Origin of the sequence: Candidatus Tisiphia endosymbiont of Melanophora roralis (assembly GCF_964026575.1) — a bacterium.
Lineage (GTDB): Bacteria > Pseudomonadota > Alphaproteobacteria > Rickettsiales > Rickettsiaceae > Tisiphia.
In genome coordinates, this window is the sequence record NZ_OZ032161.1 from 677512 (window position 1) to 696176 (window position 18665).

The 18665-nt window shown below is 33.4% G+C and carries 16 protein-coding genes and 1 tRNA gene; 4 read left to right on the forward strand and 13 right to left on the reverse strand.

All coding sequences use genetic code 11. The features are described from left to right. Positions 1-3: 3 nt before the first annotated feature. The 4 genes from AAGD53_RS03335 to AAGD53_RS03350 all read right to left on the reverse strand — a co-directional run bounded on the left by AAGD53_RS03335 (position 4) and on the right by AAGD53_RS03350 (position 3824). Complete coding sequence (locus AAGD53_RS03335) at positions 4-1764, reverse strand: type I secretion system permease/ATPase (protein WP_341763274.1); 1761 nt, start codon at positions 1762-1764, stop codon at positions 4-6. Positions 1765-2005: 241 nt separating this feature from the next. After that, on the reverse strand, positions 2006-3031 hold the full coding sequence (asd, locus tag AAGD53_RS03340; RefSeq protein ID WP_341763275.1) for an aspartate-semialdehyde dehydrogenase: 1026 nt from the start codon (positions 3029-3031) through the stop codon (positions 2006-2008). 25 nt (positions 3032-3056) lie between these two features. Then, positions 3057-3407, reverse strand: coding sequence for an HIT domain-containing protein (locus tag AAGD53_RS03345; protein WP_341763276.1), 351 nt, complete (start codon positions 3405-3407; stop codon positions 3057-3059). A 51-nt stretch (positions 3408-3458) separates the two neighbouring features. After that, positions 3459-3824, reverse strand: a complete 366-nt coding sequence (locus AAGD53_RS03350) for a DUF2628 domain-containing protein (protein ID WP_341763277.1) — start codon at positions 3822-3824, stop codon at positions 3459-3461. A gap of 90 nt (positions 3825-3914) precedes the next feature. On the opposite strand from AAGD53_RS03350, the gene hslV reads away from it, so the two are divergent. Genes hslV through AAGD53_RS03365 form a run of 3 tightly spaced genes read left to right on the forward strand, consistent with a single transcriptional unit; the run spans position 3915 to position 7341 of the window. Then, positions 3915-4481 (forward strand): ATP-dependent protease subunit HslV, encoded by a 567-nt coding sequence (gene hslV, locus AAGD53_RS03355; protein WP_341763278.1) that lies wholly within the window; start codon positions 3915-3917, stop codon positions 4479-4481. Further along, positions 4478-5818 (forward strand): ATP-dependent protease ATPase subunit HslU, encoded by a 1341-nt coding sequence (gene hslU / locus AAGD53_RS03360; RefSeq protein ID WP_341763279.1) that lies wholly within the window; start codon positions 4478-4480, stop codon positions 5816-5818. Before hslV ends, hslU begins: the two co-directional genes overlap by 4 nt. A 2-nt stretch (positions 5819-5820) precedes the next feature. After that, a complete protein-coding gene (locus AAGD53_RS03365; RefSeq protein WP_341763280.1) occupies positions 5821-7341 on the forward strand; it encodes a YifB family Mg chelatase-like AAA ATPase in 1521 nt (506 codons plus the stop codon). A 471-nt stretch (positions 7342-7812) separates the two neighbouring features. Here the strand turns inward: AAGD53_RS03365 and AAGD53_RS03370 are convergent, their stop codons facing one another. From AAGD53_RS03370 to AAGD53_RS03380, 3 genes are all read right to left on the reverse strand, one after another. Next, positions 7813-8256, reverse strand: coding sequence for a phasin family protein (locus AAGD53_RS03370; RefSeq protein WP_341763281.1), 444 nt, complete (start codon positions 8254-8256; stop codon positions 7813-7815). 109 nt (positions 8257-8365) lie between these two features. Continuing rightward, positions 8366-10420 carry a S9 family peptidase gene (locus AAGD53_RS03375; protein ID WP_341763282.1) on the reverse strand — a complete coding sequence of 685 codons (2055 nt, stop codon included), beginning with the start codon at positions 10418-10420 and terminating at the stop codon, positions 8366-8368. A 1-nt stretch (position 10421) separates the two neighbouring features. Then, the gene (locus tag AAGD53_RS03380) at positions 10422-12041 is read right to left on the reverse strand and encodes a proton-conducting transporter membrane subunit (RefSeq protein WP_341763283.1); all 1620 of its coding nucleotides are present in this window, start codon (positions 12039-12041) and stop codon (positions 10422-10424) included. Between the two features lie 278 nt (positions 12042-12319). Here AAGD53_RS03380 and AAGD53_RS03385 point away from each other — a divergent pair, with 278 nt between their 5' ends. Beyond that, positions 12320-12697 carry a hypothetical protein gene (locus AAGD53_RS03385; RefSeq protein ID WP_341763284.1) on the forward strand — a complete coding sequence of 126 codons (378 nt, stop codon included), beginning with the start codon at positions 12320-12322 and terminating at the stop codon, positions 12695-12697. Here the strand turns inward: AAGD53_RS03385 and AAGD53_RS03390 are convergent. The 6 genes from AAGD53_RS03390 to thrS all read right to left on the reverse strand — a co-directional run bounded on the left by AAGD53_RS03390 (position 12698) and on the right by thrS (position 18302). Continuing rightward, positions 12698-12774: transfer RNA gene (locus tag AAGD53_RS03390), tRNA-Ile, on the reverse strand. A 114-nt stretch (positions 12775-12888) separates the two neighbouring features. Then, the gene (locus AAGD53_RS03395; RefSeq protein WP_341763285.1) at positions 12889-13374 is read right to left on the reverse strand and encodes a hypothetical protein; all 486 of its coding nucleotides are present in this window, start codon (positions 13372-13374) and stop codon (positions 12889-12891) included. A 10-nt stretch (positions 13375-13384) separates the two neighbouring features. Beyond that, positions 13385-14452: a peptide chain release factor 1 gene (prfA, locus tag AAGD53_RS03400; RefSeq protein ID WP_341763286.1), complete on the reverse strand. Its 1068-nt coding sequence runs from the start codon at positions 14450-14452 to the stop codon at positions 13385-13387. A gap of 57 nt (positions 14453-14509) precedes the next feature. Then, positions 14510-15757 carry a pyruvate dehydrogenase complex dihydrolipoamide acetyltransferase gene (locus AAGD53_RS03405; RefSeq protein ID WP_341763287.1) on the reverse strand — a complete coding sequence of 416 codons (1248 nt, stop codon included), beginning with the start codon at positions 15755-15757 and terminating at the stop codon, positions 14510-14512. 8 nt (positions 15758-15765) lie between these two features. Then, on the reverse strand, positions 15766-16221 hold the full coding sequence (gene infC / locus AAGD53_RS03410; protein WP_341763288.1) for a translation initiation factor IF-3: 456 nt from the start codon (positions 16219-16221) through the stop codon (positions 15766-15768). Positions 16222-16388: 167 nt separating this feature from the next. Then, entirely contained in the window at positions 16389-18302 is a 1914-nt protein-coding gene (gene thrS / locus AAGD53_RS03415; protein WP_341763289.1) for a threonine--tRNA ligase, read from the reverse strand. Positions 18303-18665 lie beyond the last annotated feature (363 nt).

Consider the following 18665-nt stretch of genomic DNA (forward strand, 5'->3'; position numbering starts at 1 on the left):
AACTTATTCATTAATGTGGATTACACCATTTTGTAACAGTTTAACTCGATTTTGCATTTCTTCTTGAGTGCCATAAAGAGCTACCGCCCCATCTTGTAATACCAAAATCTTATCTACCACCGATAATACAGAAGGTCTATGAGAGATAACAACTACAGCAATACCCCTAGATTTTGCTTGCTTTAAGCAATTTGATAGGGCTATTTCACCCGCTTCGTCAAGATTTGCATTAGGTTCATCTAAAATAAGTAGTTTAGGATTACCATAAAATGCTCTAGCAAGACCAACCCGTTGTTTTTGTCCACCAGAAAGATTAGAGCCTGCTGTTCCAATATCTGAATCATAGCCATCCGGTAATCTTAAGATCATTTCATGAGCCCCAGCAATTTTAGCTGCCTCAATTACTTTTTCTGGATCAGCATTTTCAGCCATCCTAGCTATATTCTGCTTTATACTACCACTAAATAACTCTATTCCTTGCGGCAAATACCCTACATGTTTACCAAAGTCTTCCCTGTTCCAACGATAAATTTCTCCACTATCAAGCCTAACAGTTCCTGACGATGCTTTCCATACCCCAACTAAAACTTTTGCCAAAGTTGACTTACCTGCTGCAGAAGGTCCTATAATTGCTAATATTTCACCAGGCTGTACCGCAAAGGATACTCCCTTTAAAATATATCTTGGTACTGGTGGCTGTGGTATATGTGGAGGAATTGGTATCGAATAATAAATATTTTCCACAGTTAAATGTCCTTCGACATTTGGAATTGGCATTGCTTCTTCTCTTGATTTATACGAAGCAAATAATTGATTGATATTTTTATAAGATTTTATAGCCCCGCTCATACTTTTCCATAACTCAATAGCGTTATCAAAAGGGGCTAAAGCTCTACCAACTATAATGGAACTCATAATCATACCACCGGTAGTCATATCTCTTCCTGAAGTATGAACAACAACATAAGCACCAATACCAGTTACCAGCATTTGCATGACATTACGGATAAATCTTGAAAAATTAGAAATAGCACCATTACGGTAGCTAGCAATTGATTGCTTCTCCAAAGAAGCAATATTAAACTGATGCCAATTTGCCGTAACATTTTTCATCATGCCCATAGCTTCTACAACTTCTGAATTTCTATTGGCGATGTCAGCTTGCGTCATACCCTTTATAGAGAATTCAGTAGCTTCACCGAGAGTTTTATTAGTTGCAGCCGCATTAAAGAAAGCCGTAGATACAATAATAATAGCCCCAACTAATGTAAGGATTCCAATATATGGATGAATTAAGAAAATTACTATTATATAGACAACACTCCAAGGAGCATCAAATAAAGTATTAATACCAGTGCTAGTTAGAAAGGTTTTTACTGTTTGAAAATCACGAAGTAACTGACTAGCACCCATATTAGTACGAGTTGCAGAGGCTGAAATAGAGTGACCAAAAATTACAGGAGCAACTGTTTTATCCAACCATTCACCAACTTTAATTAGGGTGAATGATCTAGCAACTTGCAATAACCCATAAATAAAATAGATCGTACCAATAATAATAGACAACCACATTAATGTAAATAAGTTACCACTTCCTATAACCCGATCAAGCACTTGCAAGGAATAAAGAGGCGTTATCAACATTAACAAGTTAATAACAAACGCAAAACTAAAAACTATCCAAAACGCAATTTTGCACTTCTCAAGAGCAGTAGTTAGGGGATTTATTACTACTTGAGATACTAATGCACTATTATTTCTCATATTACCGTTGTTATATTATATTTTTCTGAATTATAATCTATATCGTCTAACACAAATTAAATTAGCCTGTTCTGATAATAGTAGTTATCTGAACCGACGGCTTCCCAGCTCTAGTATAATTTTTACTGCTAATCAGTAAAAATTATACTATTTGTAATATTTTTATTTGACTCTACACTATACGCAAAATAAATAATATGGCAACCTCTTTATTAACTTAGAGCCTAGAAGTATAACCTAATTACTTTTTTGACAAATATCCTTTTATCAACTCCTCAGCAATTTGCACAGCGTTTAAAGCTGCTCCTTTACGTAAATTATCTGCTGTAATCCATAAATTAATGGTATTTTTTTGACTATGATCATTTCTAATTCGCGAAACATAAACAAGATCTTTACCAACAACATCTATGGGAGAAACATATTGTGTTTTATCCAAATGAGAATTAACTACAATAGAGTCTGATTCTTTTAGTATTTCTTCTATTTCTTTAGCATCTATCTCTCCACTAAACTCAACATTTACTGAAATAGAATGACCAACAAACACCGGCACTCTCACGCAAGTTACACTAGATTTAGCATGTGATCCTATAATTTTTTCTAATTCCAAGGAAATCTTAGATTCTTCACTAGTAGAACCATCTTCATTAAAACTACCTATATAAGGAAATAAATTAAAAGCTATTTGCCTAGGGAAAATTTTAGGAGTGATGTCACTAAAAACATATTTTGCCTTAGTTTGCTCGTAAAGCTCATCCATTCCTCTCTTTCCTGCTCCTGAAGTCGATTGATAAGTCGATATCACCATTCTCTTAATCTTTACTGCATTATCCAAAGGCTTTAATACAGTAGCTATAGGAGCAGTACAACAATTCGGATTAGCTATAATATTTTTAATAGTATAATCTTTTAGGCTCGCTAAATTGGCTTCTGGAACTATCAAAGGAACATCAGAATCAAGTCTGAAAAATGATGATTTATCGATAACTATGCAACCTTGCTCGACAATTTTGGGTATATATTTCATTGATATTTCTGATCCAGCTGCAAAAAAAGCGATATCTATTTTGCTAAAATCTACACTATCTATATCAAATATTTTTATACTATCTTCCCCAAAACTAACCTCTTTACCTGTAGATTCATTCGATGCTACAGCATAGAGTTTATTAATTGGAAAACCCCTCTCAAACAAAATCTCTAAAGTCTCACGCCCAACATTACCCGACGCACCAATTACCGCAATATTATATTGTTTTGTCATTTACATTTATCTTTTTATCAATTGACTATATCAGCTTAGAAATAGTTTTTCCTCCTATAATATGGAAATGAAAATGGAACACACTCTGTCCAGATTTTATCCCTTTATTAGTAATCAAACGATAGCCATCTTGATCTAAACCAACTAGCGATGCAATATAGGCTAGTTTGGTGAAATAATCTTTAATTTCATCACTAGAAGCTTTAAGGATAAAATCACTATAGTCAATATACTCCTTTTTTGGTATAATTATTATATGTACTGGAGCTACAGGATTTATATCATTAAATGCTATTAGATTATCATCTTCATATATTATCTCTGCTGGAATATCTTTACCAATAATTTTTACAAAAACATTATTCTTGTCATACATATTATACTCTCATTTTTATTATCTATTCCCAAATGTCAATATTTGAGATTACTATAACACATTTTTTTCATCCACTAAGCGTTCTAAAAATTTTAATTCAGCTTCTATCTCAGATTTTGCTAATATTATGTCTGTAAGCTGGTATTTCTTTTTTTGCAAATCATATTCTCTCATATCATCGCTGAAAAAACCAAATATCAACATAATGGCGAGTTGACTTACAGAAATAAAATTAGTACAACCTAAACTTGATATAACAATACTTAGTATCAAAGTAGTTATTAGTGGTAACCACATTCTATGATATAATGCCCAAAACACGCTTAAAAACGCAGCAAATAATGAAAAACCTTGCTTGATAAGAATAAAGTCATTATCTTTTTTTTGAGGATTAACATATATTGAATAAATATTCATAGGAAAGTCTTGTAATTACGATATTAAATGATTACTTAAATACCATAATAATAAACAAATAGCCAAACATCAATATTTAAAAGATTCTTTATGTCAGATAACTCGCATGGCTCTGTCACATTACACGGGACTACTATACTTTGCTTAAGAAAAGGTGGGAATGTTGTAATCGCAGCAGATGGTCAGATCTCCCATGGTAATACAGTTTTAAAATCTACAGCAAGAAAATTAAGAGTCATGTTCAATAATAGTATTATTGCTGGCTTCGCTGGATCTACTGCAGATGCTCTAACTTTATTTGAAAAATTAGAATTAAAGTTGGAGAAATATTCGTATCAGTTACTGAGAAGTGCTGTAGAACTGGCAAAAGATTGGCGTAGCGATAAATATTTACGTAAGCTTGAAGCAATGATGATCGTTGCAGATCAAAAAAATATATTAATTTTAACTGGTAATGGCGATGTAGTTGAACCTGATGGTAATGCTGCTGCCATTGGCTCTGGTGGATTATATGCACTGTCTGCTGCTAGAGGTTTAATGTCTTTTGACAATGACCTAACTGCAGAAGAGATTGCTTTAAAATCAATGAATATTGCAGCTGATATCTGTGTTTTCTCTAATCATAATATTATTCTAGAAAAAGTTAAAGTTATATGAGTATTAATCTTAAAAAAAAATCTATGGGATTAACTCCCGCTAAAATCGTAGCTGAACTTGATAGATTCATTGTTGGGCAATATAAAGCTAAAAAAGCTGTTGCGATAGCGTTGCGGAATCGCTGCAGACGTAGAAATGTAGACGAACCACTGCGTCAAGAAATCGTGCCAAAAAATATTTTAATGATAGGACCAACTGGCGTAGGTAAGACTGAAATCGCTAGGCGACTTGCTAAGCTTAGCGGCTCACCATTTCTTAAAGTAGAAGCAACAAAATTCACTGAAGTAGGATATGTTGGACGAGATGTTGAGTCAATAATACGAGACTTAGTGGAAATAGCTGTTAACACACAAAAAGCTAATGCTAAAAAAGCAGTGATTGCTAATGCACATTTAAAAACTGTAGAAAGGATTTTGGATGCTTTAGTCGGCAAATCAGCATCAACTGAAACTAGAGAGAAATTTTGTCGCAAGCTTGAAAAAGGTGAACTTGACAATACTGAAATTGAAATAAGTATAATAGATTCAGGTGGCTTATTTGGTAGTAGTAATTTTGAGATTCCTGGTATGCCAGGAGCTGCCATGGGCGTCTTAAATATTTCTGATATGATCGGCAAAGCTATCGGTACTAATAAAACAAAAACTAAGAAAATGCTGGTTAAAGATGCTCGTTTAATTATTTCTGCCGAAGAGTCAGAAAAATTGATCGATCAAGAAAAAATTACTCAAGATGCCTTAGTGCTAGTACAAAATGATGGTATAGTATTTTTGGATGAAATAGATAAAATTACCTCAAGAGCTGAGGGAAAAAGTTCAGAAATTAGTAGAGAAGGAGTGCAGAGAGATTTATTACCTATTATTGAGGGTACAACAGTTAATACAAAACATGGTCCTATAGAAACTGCTCATATATTATTTATAGCATCAGGTGCTTTTCATTTATCAAAACCATCTGATTTATTACCTGAATTGCAAGGAAGGCTACCTATTAGAGTAGAGTTAAGCTCACTCACTAAGGATGATATGATAAAAATTTTAATTGAACCAGAATCAAGTTTAATAAAACAATATTCAGCCTTAATCGCAACCGAAGGGGTAAAATTAAAATTTACTGATAATGCAATAGATAAAATTGCTACTTATGCAGCAAATGTTAATTTAGAAGTTGAAGATATTGGAGCAAGAAGATTACATACTATTCTAGAAAATTTATTGGAGGAGATAAGCTTTAATGCAAGTGATACGAAAGAAAAAGAGATAGTTATTGACGAACATTTTGTCGACCAGCAATTATCAAAAATTATAAAAAATCTTGATCTAGTAAAATTTATTTTATAAAAATGATAGTTCACCTTGGTAGTTTAACTTTTAGCGGTATAGATATTATCGATGTTGATGTGCAAGTACAGATATCACCAGGGATACCTAATTTTACTATAGTAGGACTTGCTGATAAAACTATTGGCGAGTCTAAAGAACGAGTTAGAGCAGCACTTTCTTCAATAGGTCTTGCCTTGCCTGCTCAAAAAATACTGATAAATTTAGCTCCAGCTGATTTGGTTAAAGAAGGTAGTCATTTTGACCTTGCTATTGCTTGTGCTATACTTAGCAGCATGAAAATTTTACCAGCTGAGGAAATACAAGAATATCTAGTAATAGGAGAATTATCTCTAGATGGTTCTATTCTGCCTGTCAGCGGGGCTTTACCTGCTGCTATTGGAGCTTCGGCTAGAAATAAAGGGCTAATTTGTTCAAAATCTAATGGTCAGGAAGCTGCATGGTCTGGCAATAATAATATTTTGGTAGCAGGAAATTTAATAGAGTTAGTTAACCATTTTAAAGGCTCACAAATATTATCATCACCTGAATTAGAAATTGACACTACTATAATAAATTACCCTGATTTTAAAGATATCAAAGGACAAAAAGCCGCTAAGCGAGCTTTAGAAATAGCAGCTTCTGGTGGTCACAATCTATTAATGCTTGGTCCACCTGGTACTGGCAAATCTATGTTGGCACAATGTATACCTGGTATATTACCCAAAATGCAACCTGAAGAAATATTGGAGTGCAGTACTATAGCAAGCGTTGCAGGCAAGCTAGCAAACGGGAAACTATCAAGAGCTAGACCTTTTCGTACCCCCCACCACTCATGCTCGATAGCAGCGATGGTCGGCGGTGGGGTTGGTAAAAGAGTAAAACCTGGAGAGATCTCGTTAGCACATAATGGAGTGTTGTTTTTAGACGAATTACCAGAATTTCCACCTAACGTTATCGAATCTTTAAGGCAGCCAATTGAAACCGGAGAAATACTAATTGCTAGAGCAAATTCGCATATAAAATATCCGGCTAACTTTCAGTTAATAGCAGCAATGAATCCTTGTAAATGTGGTTATTTAAGCGATCCTCACAAAGCATGTTCTAAAGCCCCAAAATGTGGGAGCGATTATCAGATGCGAATTTCCGGTCCTATCATGGATCGATTTGATCTACATATAGAGGTAGGATCTATCGACTCATATAACTATAATTTAATAGAAGATGATACAGAAGAAGAGTCGGGGCAGATAGCAAATAGGGTAGAAATGGCTCGTAATATTCAACAAACTAGATATGAAGGATATAATATCAAAACAAATAACCGTTTGGACGGACAATTGCTTATCGAACATGCATTGCCAGTAGATGACGGTAAGGATTTACTTAATGAAGCCGCGACAAAATTTCGTATATCCATGCGTGCTTATAACCGTATCTTACGGGTTGCAAGAACTATAGCGGATCTAGATGCTTCTTCCAACGTCTACAGGATACACATTGCTGAAGCACTAAACTATAGAAGAATAGGGGGGAGCTTTTGAATTAACCATTAGACTTCCTGCATAATTCTACTTTTGCTGGTAATTTGTGCGTGATACCGGTACTCTGCTCCTCACGTACATTTGAGTACGCTGCGGGTCGAGATTCCGTGTCTCCTACAAATTCCTCAACAAAAGCGAATTCTGCAGGAAGTCTATTATTCGCACTTCTGTATACTGCTATGATTTCAAACTATGTGAGAGAGGCACAACTGTTGAAAGTTAAAAAATTGTCATCGCGATGAGCTTTGTAAGCCCTAAACCGTCTATTAGCGAGGAGTCGCTGTAAGCGACGACGTGGCAATCTTGTGAAGAAGAGCTTACTTCATGAGATCGCCACGGCGTCTATCGACGCCTCGCGATGACGGTTTTTTAACTTTCAACAGTTGTGGTGGCAATCCATGACTAGTCGCTCGCCTATTATCTACAGGCTTCGCTCCATCGTTCCTGCTATCCAATTCTCCTGAATTTATCTTAAGCTTTGTTTTTTATGTTGTCACAAGCCTTAGTCATCTCTCCTGTCATACTATTTATGGCATCAAACATTTTCATTGAAGTATCAGATGCCATACTGACAAACTCTTTAATGTTATTGATTGAAGTTTCGCAAGTCGACTTAAGGTATTTTTGCTGACATTCGACTATTTGGTTAAAATCTCCAAAAGCTATTGCGTCTTTTGTAGAATTCAACATATTCATAGCATTGTTTTGAAAATCTTCTGAATTTTTTTGGATCATAGACTGCAGTGATTCAGTAACAATCTGATTTGTTGTAGTAAATATTTTAGTACTTTTCTTGATAGTATCTGACATAGCAGAAAAATCCATAACAGGTAAGTTTTTTACGGAATTTATGTAAACTTCTGGATTCATAAAAGATTTCATAAAATCTACAAATTGGGCAGTACTATTAGTCATTGTAAATCCTCTAAATTAAGTGATTCTATTTATTGTGTAAATCATAAACTTCATGTTACCATTTATAAAAATACGAGTCAATAGCTGGTTAATAATAATCTTAATATAGTCAATTGATTATACCAAAAATCCTAAATACAAATACTATATCATCGGCTGCTTCTTTTAGATAATCGAAACGACTAGAAGCCCCTTTATGTCCTGAATCCATATTAGTTTTTAGCAATAATATATTATCGTCGAGTTTTGTTGCACGAATCCTTGCTGCCCATTTAGCTGCTTCCCAATACCCAACTCTTGGGTCAGAGATTCCAGCAGTAATAAATAGACTTGGATAATTTTGTGACTTTATATTATCGTACGGAGAATAAGACTTAATATAGTTAAAATAGTCTAATTCTTTAGGATTCCCCCACTCTTTAAACTCACCGGGGGTTAATGGCAATTGTTCATCAAGCATGGTATTTAACATATCAACAAAAGGTACATGGGCAAGTGCTGCTTTAAATAATTGTGGTTGCTCATTAATTACTGCTCCAATTAATAACCCTCCTGCACTTCCACCACAGATTACTATATTACCTTGGCTAGTATATTTTTCTTTAATTAGCTCTTTACTAACCGCAATAAAATCGTCAAAAGTTCTTTTTTTATTGAGGAACTTGGCAGCCTCATACCAATCATGTCCAAGATCATCTCCACCTCTAATATGGGCAAGAGCATAGACAAACCCACGATCTACAAGAGAAATAGCTGTATTCCGAAAAGATACTGGTATGCTCATGCCATATGAGCCATAGCCATACAAATATAAAGGATTTTTTCCATCTTTTTTAAACAGTGCTTTTTTATATAATAAGGTAATTGGCACTTTTACCCCCTCATTATCAGCAAATATCCTTTCTACCCTATATTCTTCAGGGTTGAAACCACTTGGTATTTCTTGCACTTTCAATATTGACAATTGGTCACTATCAAAATCATAACTATAAGTGGTGTTTGGTCTCGCAAGTGAAGAATAATTTACTCTAATATCATCTTCCTCAAAATTAGTAGACAAAGCGTAGGCAGTAAAAGAAGTATCCGGAAAGTGAATAACTTTCTCATCCTGTTCTTTAAGATATTTTATTTTAATAACAGGCAATCCTTGGTCACGATAATTAAGTATCAAATAATTTTTAGTGATGGCAAAGCTTGACAAATATCTACCAGGATCTTCCGATATATAATCATTCTTCCACAAATCATTTTGGAAATTATTTACATTTACTAGTACTATACGAAAGTTTTTTGCTCCTTCATTGGTCTTAATATAAAAATTATCACCATTATGCTCAACTGAATAAAAAATCTCTTCTTTTGACGCTCTAATCAGTTTAGGCTGAAAGCTATGATCATGCATTTGCACCGCATATATTTCATTTTCATTATGACCAAAGCTATTAACAAAAATATATTGTCGACTAGCTGACTTTGTAGCGTTCAGTTGGTATAATGGGTCTGTTATATGGAGTACTAATTTATCATTTGAAACTACATCACCTAAAGAGTGGAACATTAATTTATCATGACGAAAATTCTCATTAATAGGCATATAAAAAAATCCCTTGAGATATTCATGCCAAATTATATTACCACTAACGTTATTTATTTCATCTAGTAAATATTCTTTAGTCTTTAAGTTATAAACCCTAATTATATATTTTTCATCACCGGAAAAATCAACACTATAAGCCATTAACGTATGATCAGGAGAGACTGCTACTTGCCCTACATCAGTAAATTTATTACCTTTAGAGATGCTATTAGCATCTAATATAATTTCTTCAGAAGCATCTACTGACCCCATTTTTCGGCAATATATAGGATATTCTGTAGTTTCTTCAGTTCTAGTATAATAGTAATAATTATCCTTCTTTACGTAAGTTGACTGATCCTCGAGCTTAATCCTACCTTTTAGCTCTTCAAATATTTTATCTTTTTCTTGTTGTAATTGTGCAAAAAATTGTTCAGAATATTTATTTTCTGCCTGTAAATATTCTATAATTTTTTTATTACTAACATTAGGCCACTCACTATCCCTAAGCCAAGCATACTCATCTGTAATTTTTTGACCATGTAATACAAAATTATAATCAATCTTATCGGCTATGGGTGGCTTCATTTTACTCTCCTCTACTACTTGTAATCAATGATATGGTAAAAATAATTAATAGTATCATTACTACCAACAAACCGGTTGACTGATTATGCCAAGATTTCATTTTACGTAAAGTATTTTTTTCTATTTTGTCAAAAGTAGGGCAGTCCGCTCCTATTTTATCATAAAACTCTTGCACCACTAAGTTATATTTAAAATAAATATGACGAATATTATTTTCAATAAACTGAAATAAGTCTAAATTTATGTTGGCAGTTGAACGCCTAGAAATCGTTTTACTAAGAACTAAGGCAAATATTATACCTATTACTATTATTACCATTTGTTTTACTAAATCCAACCAATTTGTATCAATTATTTCAATAGGATAAGATGACCATACTAGTTTCAAACCTTCTTCTAAACAAAAGCTAGTTGCTAATAGAAACGATAACATGACAAATAAACTAACTTTAGTTAGAATATTTAACTTAGGGTAAAAACCACTAACTAAAGATTTGTATTTAACTGTAGAAAATAAAGCGATGCATGTGACAATCTTGAGTAAGAAAATAGCATAATAATTAATATCTTGGTTCAAAGCATTGGTCACAACAATTTTGGTAACAAAACTAGCAAAAGGAGGCAAGGCTATAATGAACAATACACTAACTATTAAACTAACAAACAACAAATAACTTTTGGGCAAGTAAAGTCCTTTTATCTCAGAACAATTCTCTATATTTTCTTTGTCTATTAATATAGCAACATATAAACCAAATAAAGCTTTATACAGTATATGGACAAAAAGAAAAACTATGATTCCTAAATTTGCTTGTTGAGATTTTGTGCCAATAGCAACTAGCATGAATCCAAGCTGAGAAATAGTAAGGTAACACACGAATCTTTTGATGTTATCTTCTAGGCAAGCATAAACCCCGCCATATATAATCATTAATAATCCAAAGAATTTAAGTATTTCTAAGCCATTAAATAGTTTAAGGAGTATAATTATCGATATTTTACTAGTAAAGCTAGTTAAATATATTATCCCTGAGCTTGAAGCAAATGGATAGCAATTAACAATCCATCCAGAGAAAGGTATGCTAGCTACATTAATCAAACAACCACAAAGTATTAGAGCATAAAATATAAAACCAGCCTCTTGATTTTCTGTCAATGAGGTAAGAGAAACAATTTGTGAACTAGAGGTGTGAGTAATTATATAACTAATCCCTATTAAAATAAGACTACCACTTATAAGATGGGTAAGCAAATATTGTCTTGCTGCTCTAACACTATTTTTGTAATTGCCATAAAAAATCAACAAAGCAGCAAATATCATCATCATTTCTAGAGAAGCAAACATCGAAACAAAATCCCCAGCAAATAAACAGACCAAAGAACTAGCTGAATATAGGCTACCTATAAGTACCTCAAATTTTCTGTTTTTACTTATGGCATATAAGTTAGTAGCCAGCGTTACAACAATAAAAGCAAGTGCTATTAACTTATTTTCACTACTAAAATTAATAACAAAACTATTATTGTATAGATTAATTACCATCTCATCTTTGTTGTTAATTAATGATATGCCAACAACTATTGGACATATTATTGAAATAATATAAAATATTTTTTTCATTATTTAACCTATCCAAATTCGTGTTATTCCATATCATATTAATTCTTTTGTCAACATTAATGTCACATTAATTACGCGAATTCGGGATAAGAATTTGTCAATTCTTATTCCAAATTCGGTGAAATTATCGAAACAATCAGATTTGAGACGATTCTGTATCTGATTGTTAAATTAATATAGTATAATACATTGAATTAGGTGACAAGAAACATAGAAATAGCTTCGACTTAAAGACACTATGCATATTATACCTGAAGATACTAAAGTTATAACTATTGGTGACAGAGAAGCAGATATCTTTGAGCTATTATGGTCGTGTCAAGAAATGGGTACTTTGTTTATTGTTCGTAATAGACAAAATAGAAAATTTATTTCTACAGAGGGAAGAAACACATAAACAATTAATACAAAAACGTAAAGATATTATTAGAGAAATAGAGAATCATACAAATACTGATGATAAATTTTCAGAACTCCTGATTAACCTAGTAGAACTGGCTTCTAGAGTGTTTGCATCCTTCAAAGGTTCTACTATTGAGAGAAAACGTAAATTGATAAATTTAGTGTTTGGTAACCTAAAATTAAAAGACAGAAAGCTAGACTTTATGCTACGTCCACCGTTTAACGCATTCGTAAAATGCACTAAAATTGAATAATGGTGGGCCCGGCAGGACTTGAACCTGCGACAACACCGTTATGAGCGGTGGGTTCTAACCAACTGAACTACAGGCCCTTTTATAGTGATCGTTAAGGTTTATATAATTATTAGCTTTCTAAGTCTAGTAAAATTTTTATAACACTTGAAAAAATTTTAATTAATGTTTTAATTAATTTAGGACTTTTTGGGTCAATTTTTCTGATTATTTATTTTTTTTGCATAGCTATAACAATATATTGCTTTAAAAAACATGCCCCCCAACACCAAACTTGATATTATTAATTCCATTATTTTATATTTTTGGGCTAGTTCTAGATTTACAGCTCTCATATATCCAAAAAAATATTTTATTGAAAAAATGATAAGTATCAATATAAGAGGTTGCCATGAACCTGGAATAATTATTAAATTATTATTAACCTGTATAAGAGGTTTGTCAAAAAATCGCCAATTAATAATAATTGAGATAATTAGCAATATACAAAATAATGTTAAGTCTTGTACATTATTAGAAAATCCTTTTATATAAAGTAACAAGAAAATAACAGGAGCAATAAATAATCTTGATGGCAATATAACTGTTTGCTTAGTTGCTTTAATCCCTCTAAAAATTAAGTAACCAAATAATAAGTATACCCAAAATGGTGTAGCCTTTAAAAAATATATGATTTGCATTGTATATAACCTAAACTTCTGAAAGTTTTCTTGCTTCATCAGCCGATATCAAAGCTTCAATAAAGTCATCTAATTGCCCGTTTTTTACGATATCCTCTATTTTATAGAGGGTTAGATTAATTCTATGGTCAGAAACTCGACCTTGTGGAAAGTTATAGGTACGAATTCTTTCTGATCTATCACCAGAACCAACTTGCCCTTTGCGTACCTCGGCTCTTTCCATATCCTTTTTATATCGCTCTGCTTCATAAATTCTAGAACGAAGAATTTTCATAGCTTTAGCTTTGTTTTTATGCTGTGATTTTTCATCTTGTAATGCAACGACAATACCAGTTGGTAAATGGGTAATCCTTACCGCTGATTCTGTGGTATTTACGTGTTGTCCGCCGGCTCCCGATGCACGATATGTATCAATTCGTAAATCTTTGTCATCGATCTTAACATCTACATCTTCTGCTTCAGCCAAGACAGCAACAGTAGCTGCAGAAGTATGTATCCTACCACTTGACTCAGTCTCAGGGACTCTTTGCACCCGGTGGACGCCTGATTCGAACTTAAGTTTAGAGAACACATCTCGTCCTTTAATTAGTGCTGATGCTTCTTTATATCCGCCAATACCAGTATCAGAGATTGATAATATTTCAAAACGCCAGTTCTTTAATTCTGCGTATCGGTGATACATATTAAATAAATCTGCAGCAAATAACGCCGCTTCTTCTCCTCCGCTACCAGCTCTTACCTCAATAATAGCATTTTTTGTATCAGCTTCATCTTTTGGCAACAAAGAGAGTTTTACTGCCCTTTCTAATTTAGGCATCAGAACCTCTAAACGATGTACTTCATCATATATCATCGTTTGTGTATCATTGTCCAAATTTGCTTCTTGAGCCATCTCTTTGATGTCGTGCAATTCAGATAGAGATTTATTATATTCATTAATTGTTTGAACAATAGGCTCTAGTTCGGCATATTCCTTCGATGCTTTTATAAAATCATCTCCGACTATACCAGTGGTCAACTTTTTCGATAATTCTTCATGTTTATTCAAGATTTTTGCTAGATTATCGGAAAAACTCATAATTTATTCTATGATTTAAGTTTTAAGTTATAGTGAGGGTAGGGTGTCAATCAAACGTTATATGAGCATTAACGCAGGACTCTCCATAAATTTTTTAAATGAAGCTAAAAATTTAGCTCCAACAGCACCATCAACAACTCTGTGATCAGAAGAAAGAGTAATATCCATGATAGTAGCGACTTTTATCTGATTATTTTCAACTATTGCACGTTTTGAGCTTGCTCCTATTGCTAGAATACAGCTTTGTGGCGGATTTATTATAGCACTAAAGTTCTTAATACCGTACATACCTAAGTTAGAGACGGAAAAACTTCCTCCCTGAAATTCTTCAGGAGTTAGTTTATTATCTCGAGCCTTTTTTATAAGAGTTTGTAATTCTTGCGATAATGTAATTATATCTTTTTGATCGGCATTTCTGACTATAGGCGTTATAAGACCATTATCAATTGCCACAGCAACCGATACATCAACATTATTATAATACCGAATAGCAGACTCATCCCAGCTAACATTTGCTTCCGGTACAGCTTTTAAAGCTTTTGCCACTGCTAAAATAACAAAATCATTAACTGTAATTTTAATTTTACTCTCTTCTACAAGTGATTTATTTATATCTTCTCTAATATCCAATAACTTATCCATGTTACATTCTATTGAGAGATAGAAATGTGGTATGGTTTGTTTAGATTCAAGCAAACGTTTAGCAATAATTTTACGAATATTATTATTGGTGACACACCTGTACTCCTCTTTATTTCTGTTCACCGCCCTAATCTTACCACTATTTGTGGGTAGCACTAAGTATGATAACACATCTTTTTTTATTATTCTTCCATGAGGTCCACTACCTTGAATATTTGACAGATCGATATTATCAATAGCAGCTAGTCTTTTAGCCAAAGGCGAAGCATATATCCTGCCTAAAGCTTTCACATTCATTGTTTGCGGTTGCTGATCGTACTTAACCGGCTTAGTTTCTTCTATAGATATTACTGGTTCTGTAGATGGTTTAGCAGAATTATCACTACTTGCTATAAAACTATCCAATAAGTTTGCATCTTCACCATCTTCAAGTAATACAGCGATAAGCGAACCCACCGGCACATTGTCTGTACCTTGCGGCACAATTATTTTAGCAAAAATTCCTTCTTCTACAGCTTCTACTTCCATAGTAGCTTTATCTGTTTCTATTTCTGCTATAACATCTCCTGGAACAACTTTATCCCCTTCTTTTTTAAGCCATTTTGCAATATTTCCTTCAGTCATAGTTGGAGATAAAGCAGGCATTAGAATTTTAATTGGCATAAATAGTTCTAATTAGTTGGTATTTTGCTTGGATCAGGGCTGACTAACATAATTATCTGTTTACCTTCCATTTTAGGAGCGGAATCAATCTTAGCTAAGCCCTCTAGTTCTAACGATATTCGGTCAAACAACTTCATACCAATATCATTATGGATAATCTCTCTGCCTTTAAACCATAGAGAAATTTTTACTTTGTCACCTTCCTTCAAAAAATCTTTGATCTTGCGAAGTTTCACATTAAAATCACCTTGGCTGATATTAGGCTTAAATTTCATTTCTTTAAGTACTATGATCTTTTGTTTTTTCTTGGCATCATGGACACGCTTTTTACTCTCATACTTAAATTTACCAAAATCCAAGATTTTACAAACAGGCGGCTCAGCATTTGGTGAAATTTCTACCAAATCTAAGCCAGCTTTTTCAGCTTGTTCTAGAGCATTCTTGATGCTAACGATACCAAGCATATTACCATTTTCATCGACTAAACGAACTTGATTGACCTTAATTTCCCTATTAGCCTTCGGAAAATTACTATTCTTAATTCCAGAAATGATATTTTCTCCATAAAAATTGTTATTAGTTATTATTGTGTTTTTGTGTACTTTTTACACATACGACACAATTGCTTTCATTATGTTAAATAGCGAATATTCTGATCTTTTACAAGCTTTACTAGATTTTGTAGAGAAATAATTTCCTGCTGATCTGATCCTAGTTGTCTTATAGTCACAGTATTATTTAGCATTTCTTGTTTACCAACAACGGCTATTATAGGTACTTTATTATTAGAAAAATAGCGTATTTTATAATTAATCTTTTCAGGTGAAATATCGACATCTGACCGTATTCCTTCACTAATCAACAATTTGTGTACTTCCAGTGCATAGTTATTTAAGTCACTTGTGATGGTAGCAATAGCTACTTGTACAGGGGCTAACCATAAAGGAAAACGTCCTGCATATTCTTCAATTAATATGCCAATAAACCGTTCAAAAGAACCAATTACAACTCTATGCAACATTACTGGTCTTTTTTTCTCACCGCTTACAGTAATATAATGAGCGTCAAGACGTTCCGGTAAAACAAAATCAACTTGCAGAGTGCCGCACTGCCATTCTCTACCTATTGAGTCTTTAAGGCAAAAGTCTAGTTTTGGTCCATAAAACGCACCATCACCGGGATTTAATATGTAAGAATAACCGGCTTCTTTTACGGCTTCTTTTAGAGCATTTTCTGCTTTATCCCAAACTTCATCGCTGCCAGCCCGTATTTTAGGACGATCTGAGAATTTAATTTTAATATCAGAAAAACCAAAATCTTTATAAACCTCGGTTAAGAGGCTAAAAAATTTTACCGTCTCACTGTTAATTTGTTCCTCAGTACAAAAAATATGTGCATCATCTTGCCGAAAAGCCTTTACTCTCATCAGACCATGTAATGCACCAGACGCTTCATTTCTATGACACAAACCAAATTCAGACATACGTAACGGTAAGTCTCGGTAACTCTTGATACCTTGTTTAAAAATTTGCACATGACATGGGCAGTTCATTGGCTTCATAGCTAGTGTTTTATCATCAGCGAGATTTAGAGCAAACATATCCTCCCTAAATTTTTCCCAATGACCAGAAGCCTCCCACAGGCTTTTATCAACAAGCACAGGAGTTTTTACCTCGATATATCCAGTTTTTCTGATTTTATTTCTGATATATTGTTCGATAATGCGATATATACTCCAACCTTTATCATGCCAAAATACCATACCTTGAGCTTCTTCCTGAAAGTGAAACAGACCAAGCTCTTTCCCTAATTTTCTATGATCACGCTTTTCTGCCTCTTCAATCATATAAAGGTAGTTGTCTAACTGTTCTTTTGTTGCCCAAGCTGTACCATAGATTCTTTGTAGCATTGGGTTTCTACTATCACCTCGCCAATAGGCTCCCGCTACTTTCATTAATTTAAAATGTTTGACAAAGGCAGTTGACGGGGCATGTGGACCACGACAAAGATCAAGGAAGTTACCTTGTCGATATAACGTAATCTCCTCACTTGCTGGAATCTCTGAAATTATTTCGGCTTTATAATGCTCGCCTATTGACTTAAAGAATTCTATGGCTTGATTACGATTCCATACTTCTCTAGTAATTTTTTCATTTCTTTTAACAATTTCATGCATTTTTGCTTCTATATTGACTAAATCCTCAGGGGTAAAAGGTTTATCTTTAGCAAAATCGTAAAAGAAGCCATTTTCGATAGCAGGTCCTATGGTCACTTGGATATCTGGAAATAATTCTTTAGCTGCCTCTGCTATTATATGAGCGGCATCATGACGTATTATCTCTAAACATTCAGTATCTTTATGGGTTAGAATCCTTACATTACAATCAGATTCTATAGGTAAACTTAAATCCTTTAATTGATTATTTATCTCAATAACCATAGCTTCTTTTGCTAGAGAAGTAGAGATTTTACTAGCTATCTCCAATCCCGTAATATTTTTTTCAAATTGTTTTTGCGTTCTATCTGGAAAAGTAATAGTAATCATTTTATTTAATATTGTATCTAATTTTTAGTACCTTGCATATTAGCTTGTTAATAGTTTATATTCAACTTAATTTTTAGGTTGTGAAGGTCAGGGCAGTTTAAGAGCCGCAACTAATGATAGAAAATGCTAAATTATAGAAACAAATAGTTGTCATTGCGAGCCACAAAGTGGCACAACTGTTGAAAGTTAAAAACTATAATTAATTGTAACCAAAAATTGTGAATAAATTAGTTCAAAACTTTTTTGCCAACAATCCTGATCTCTTCGCTATTTTGTATTAAACTAAGCTATTACTTCTTACCTCAATTTCGGATTAATGAAATTAATCCGAAATTGGAATGAGAATGTAAACAATCAGGCTTA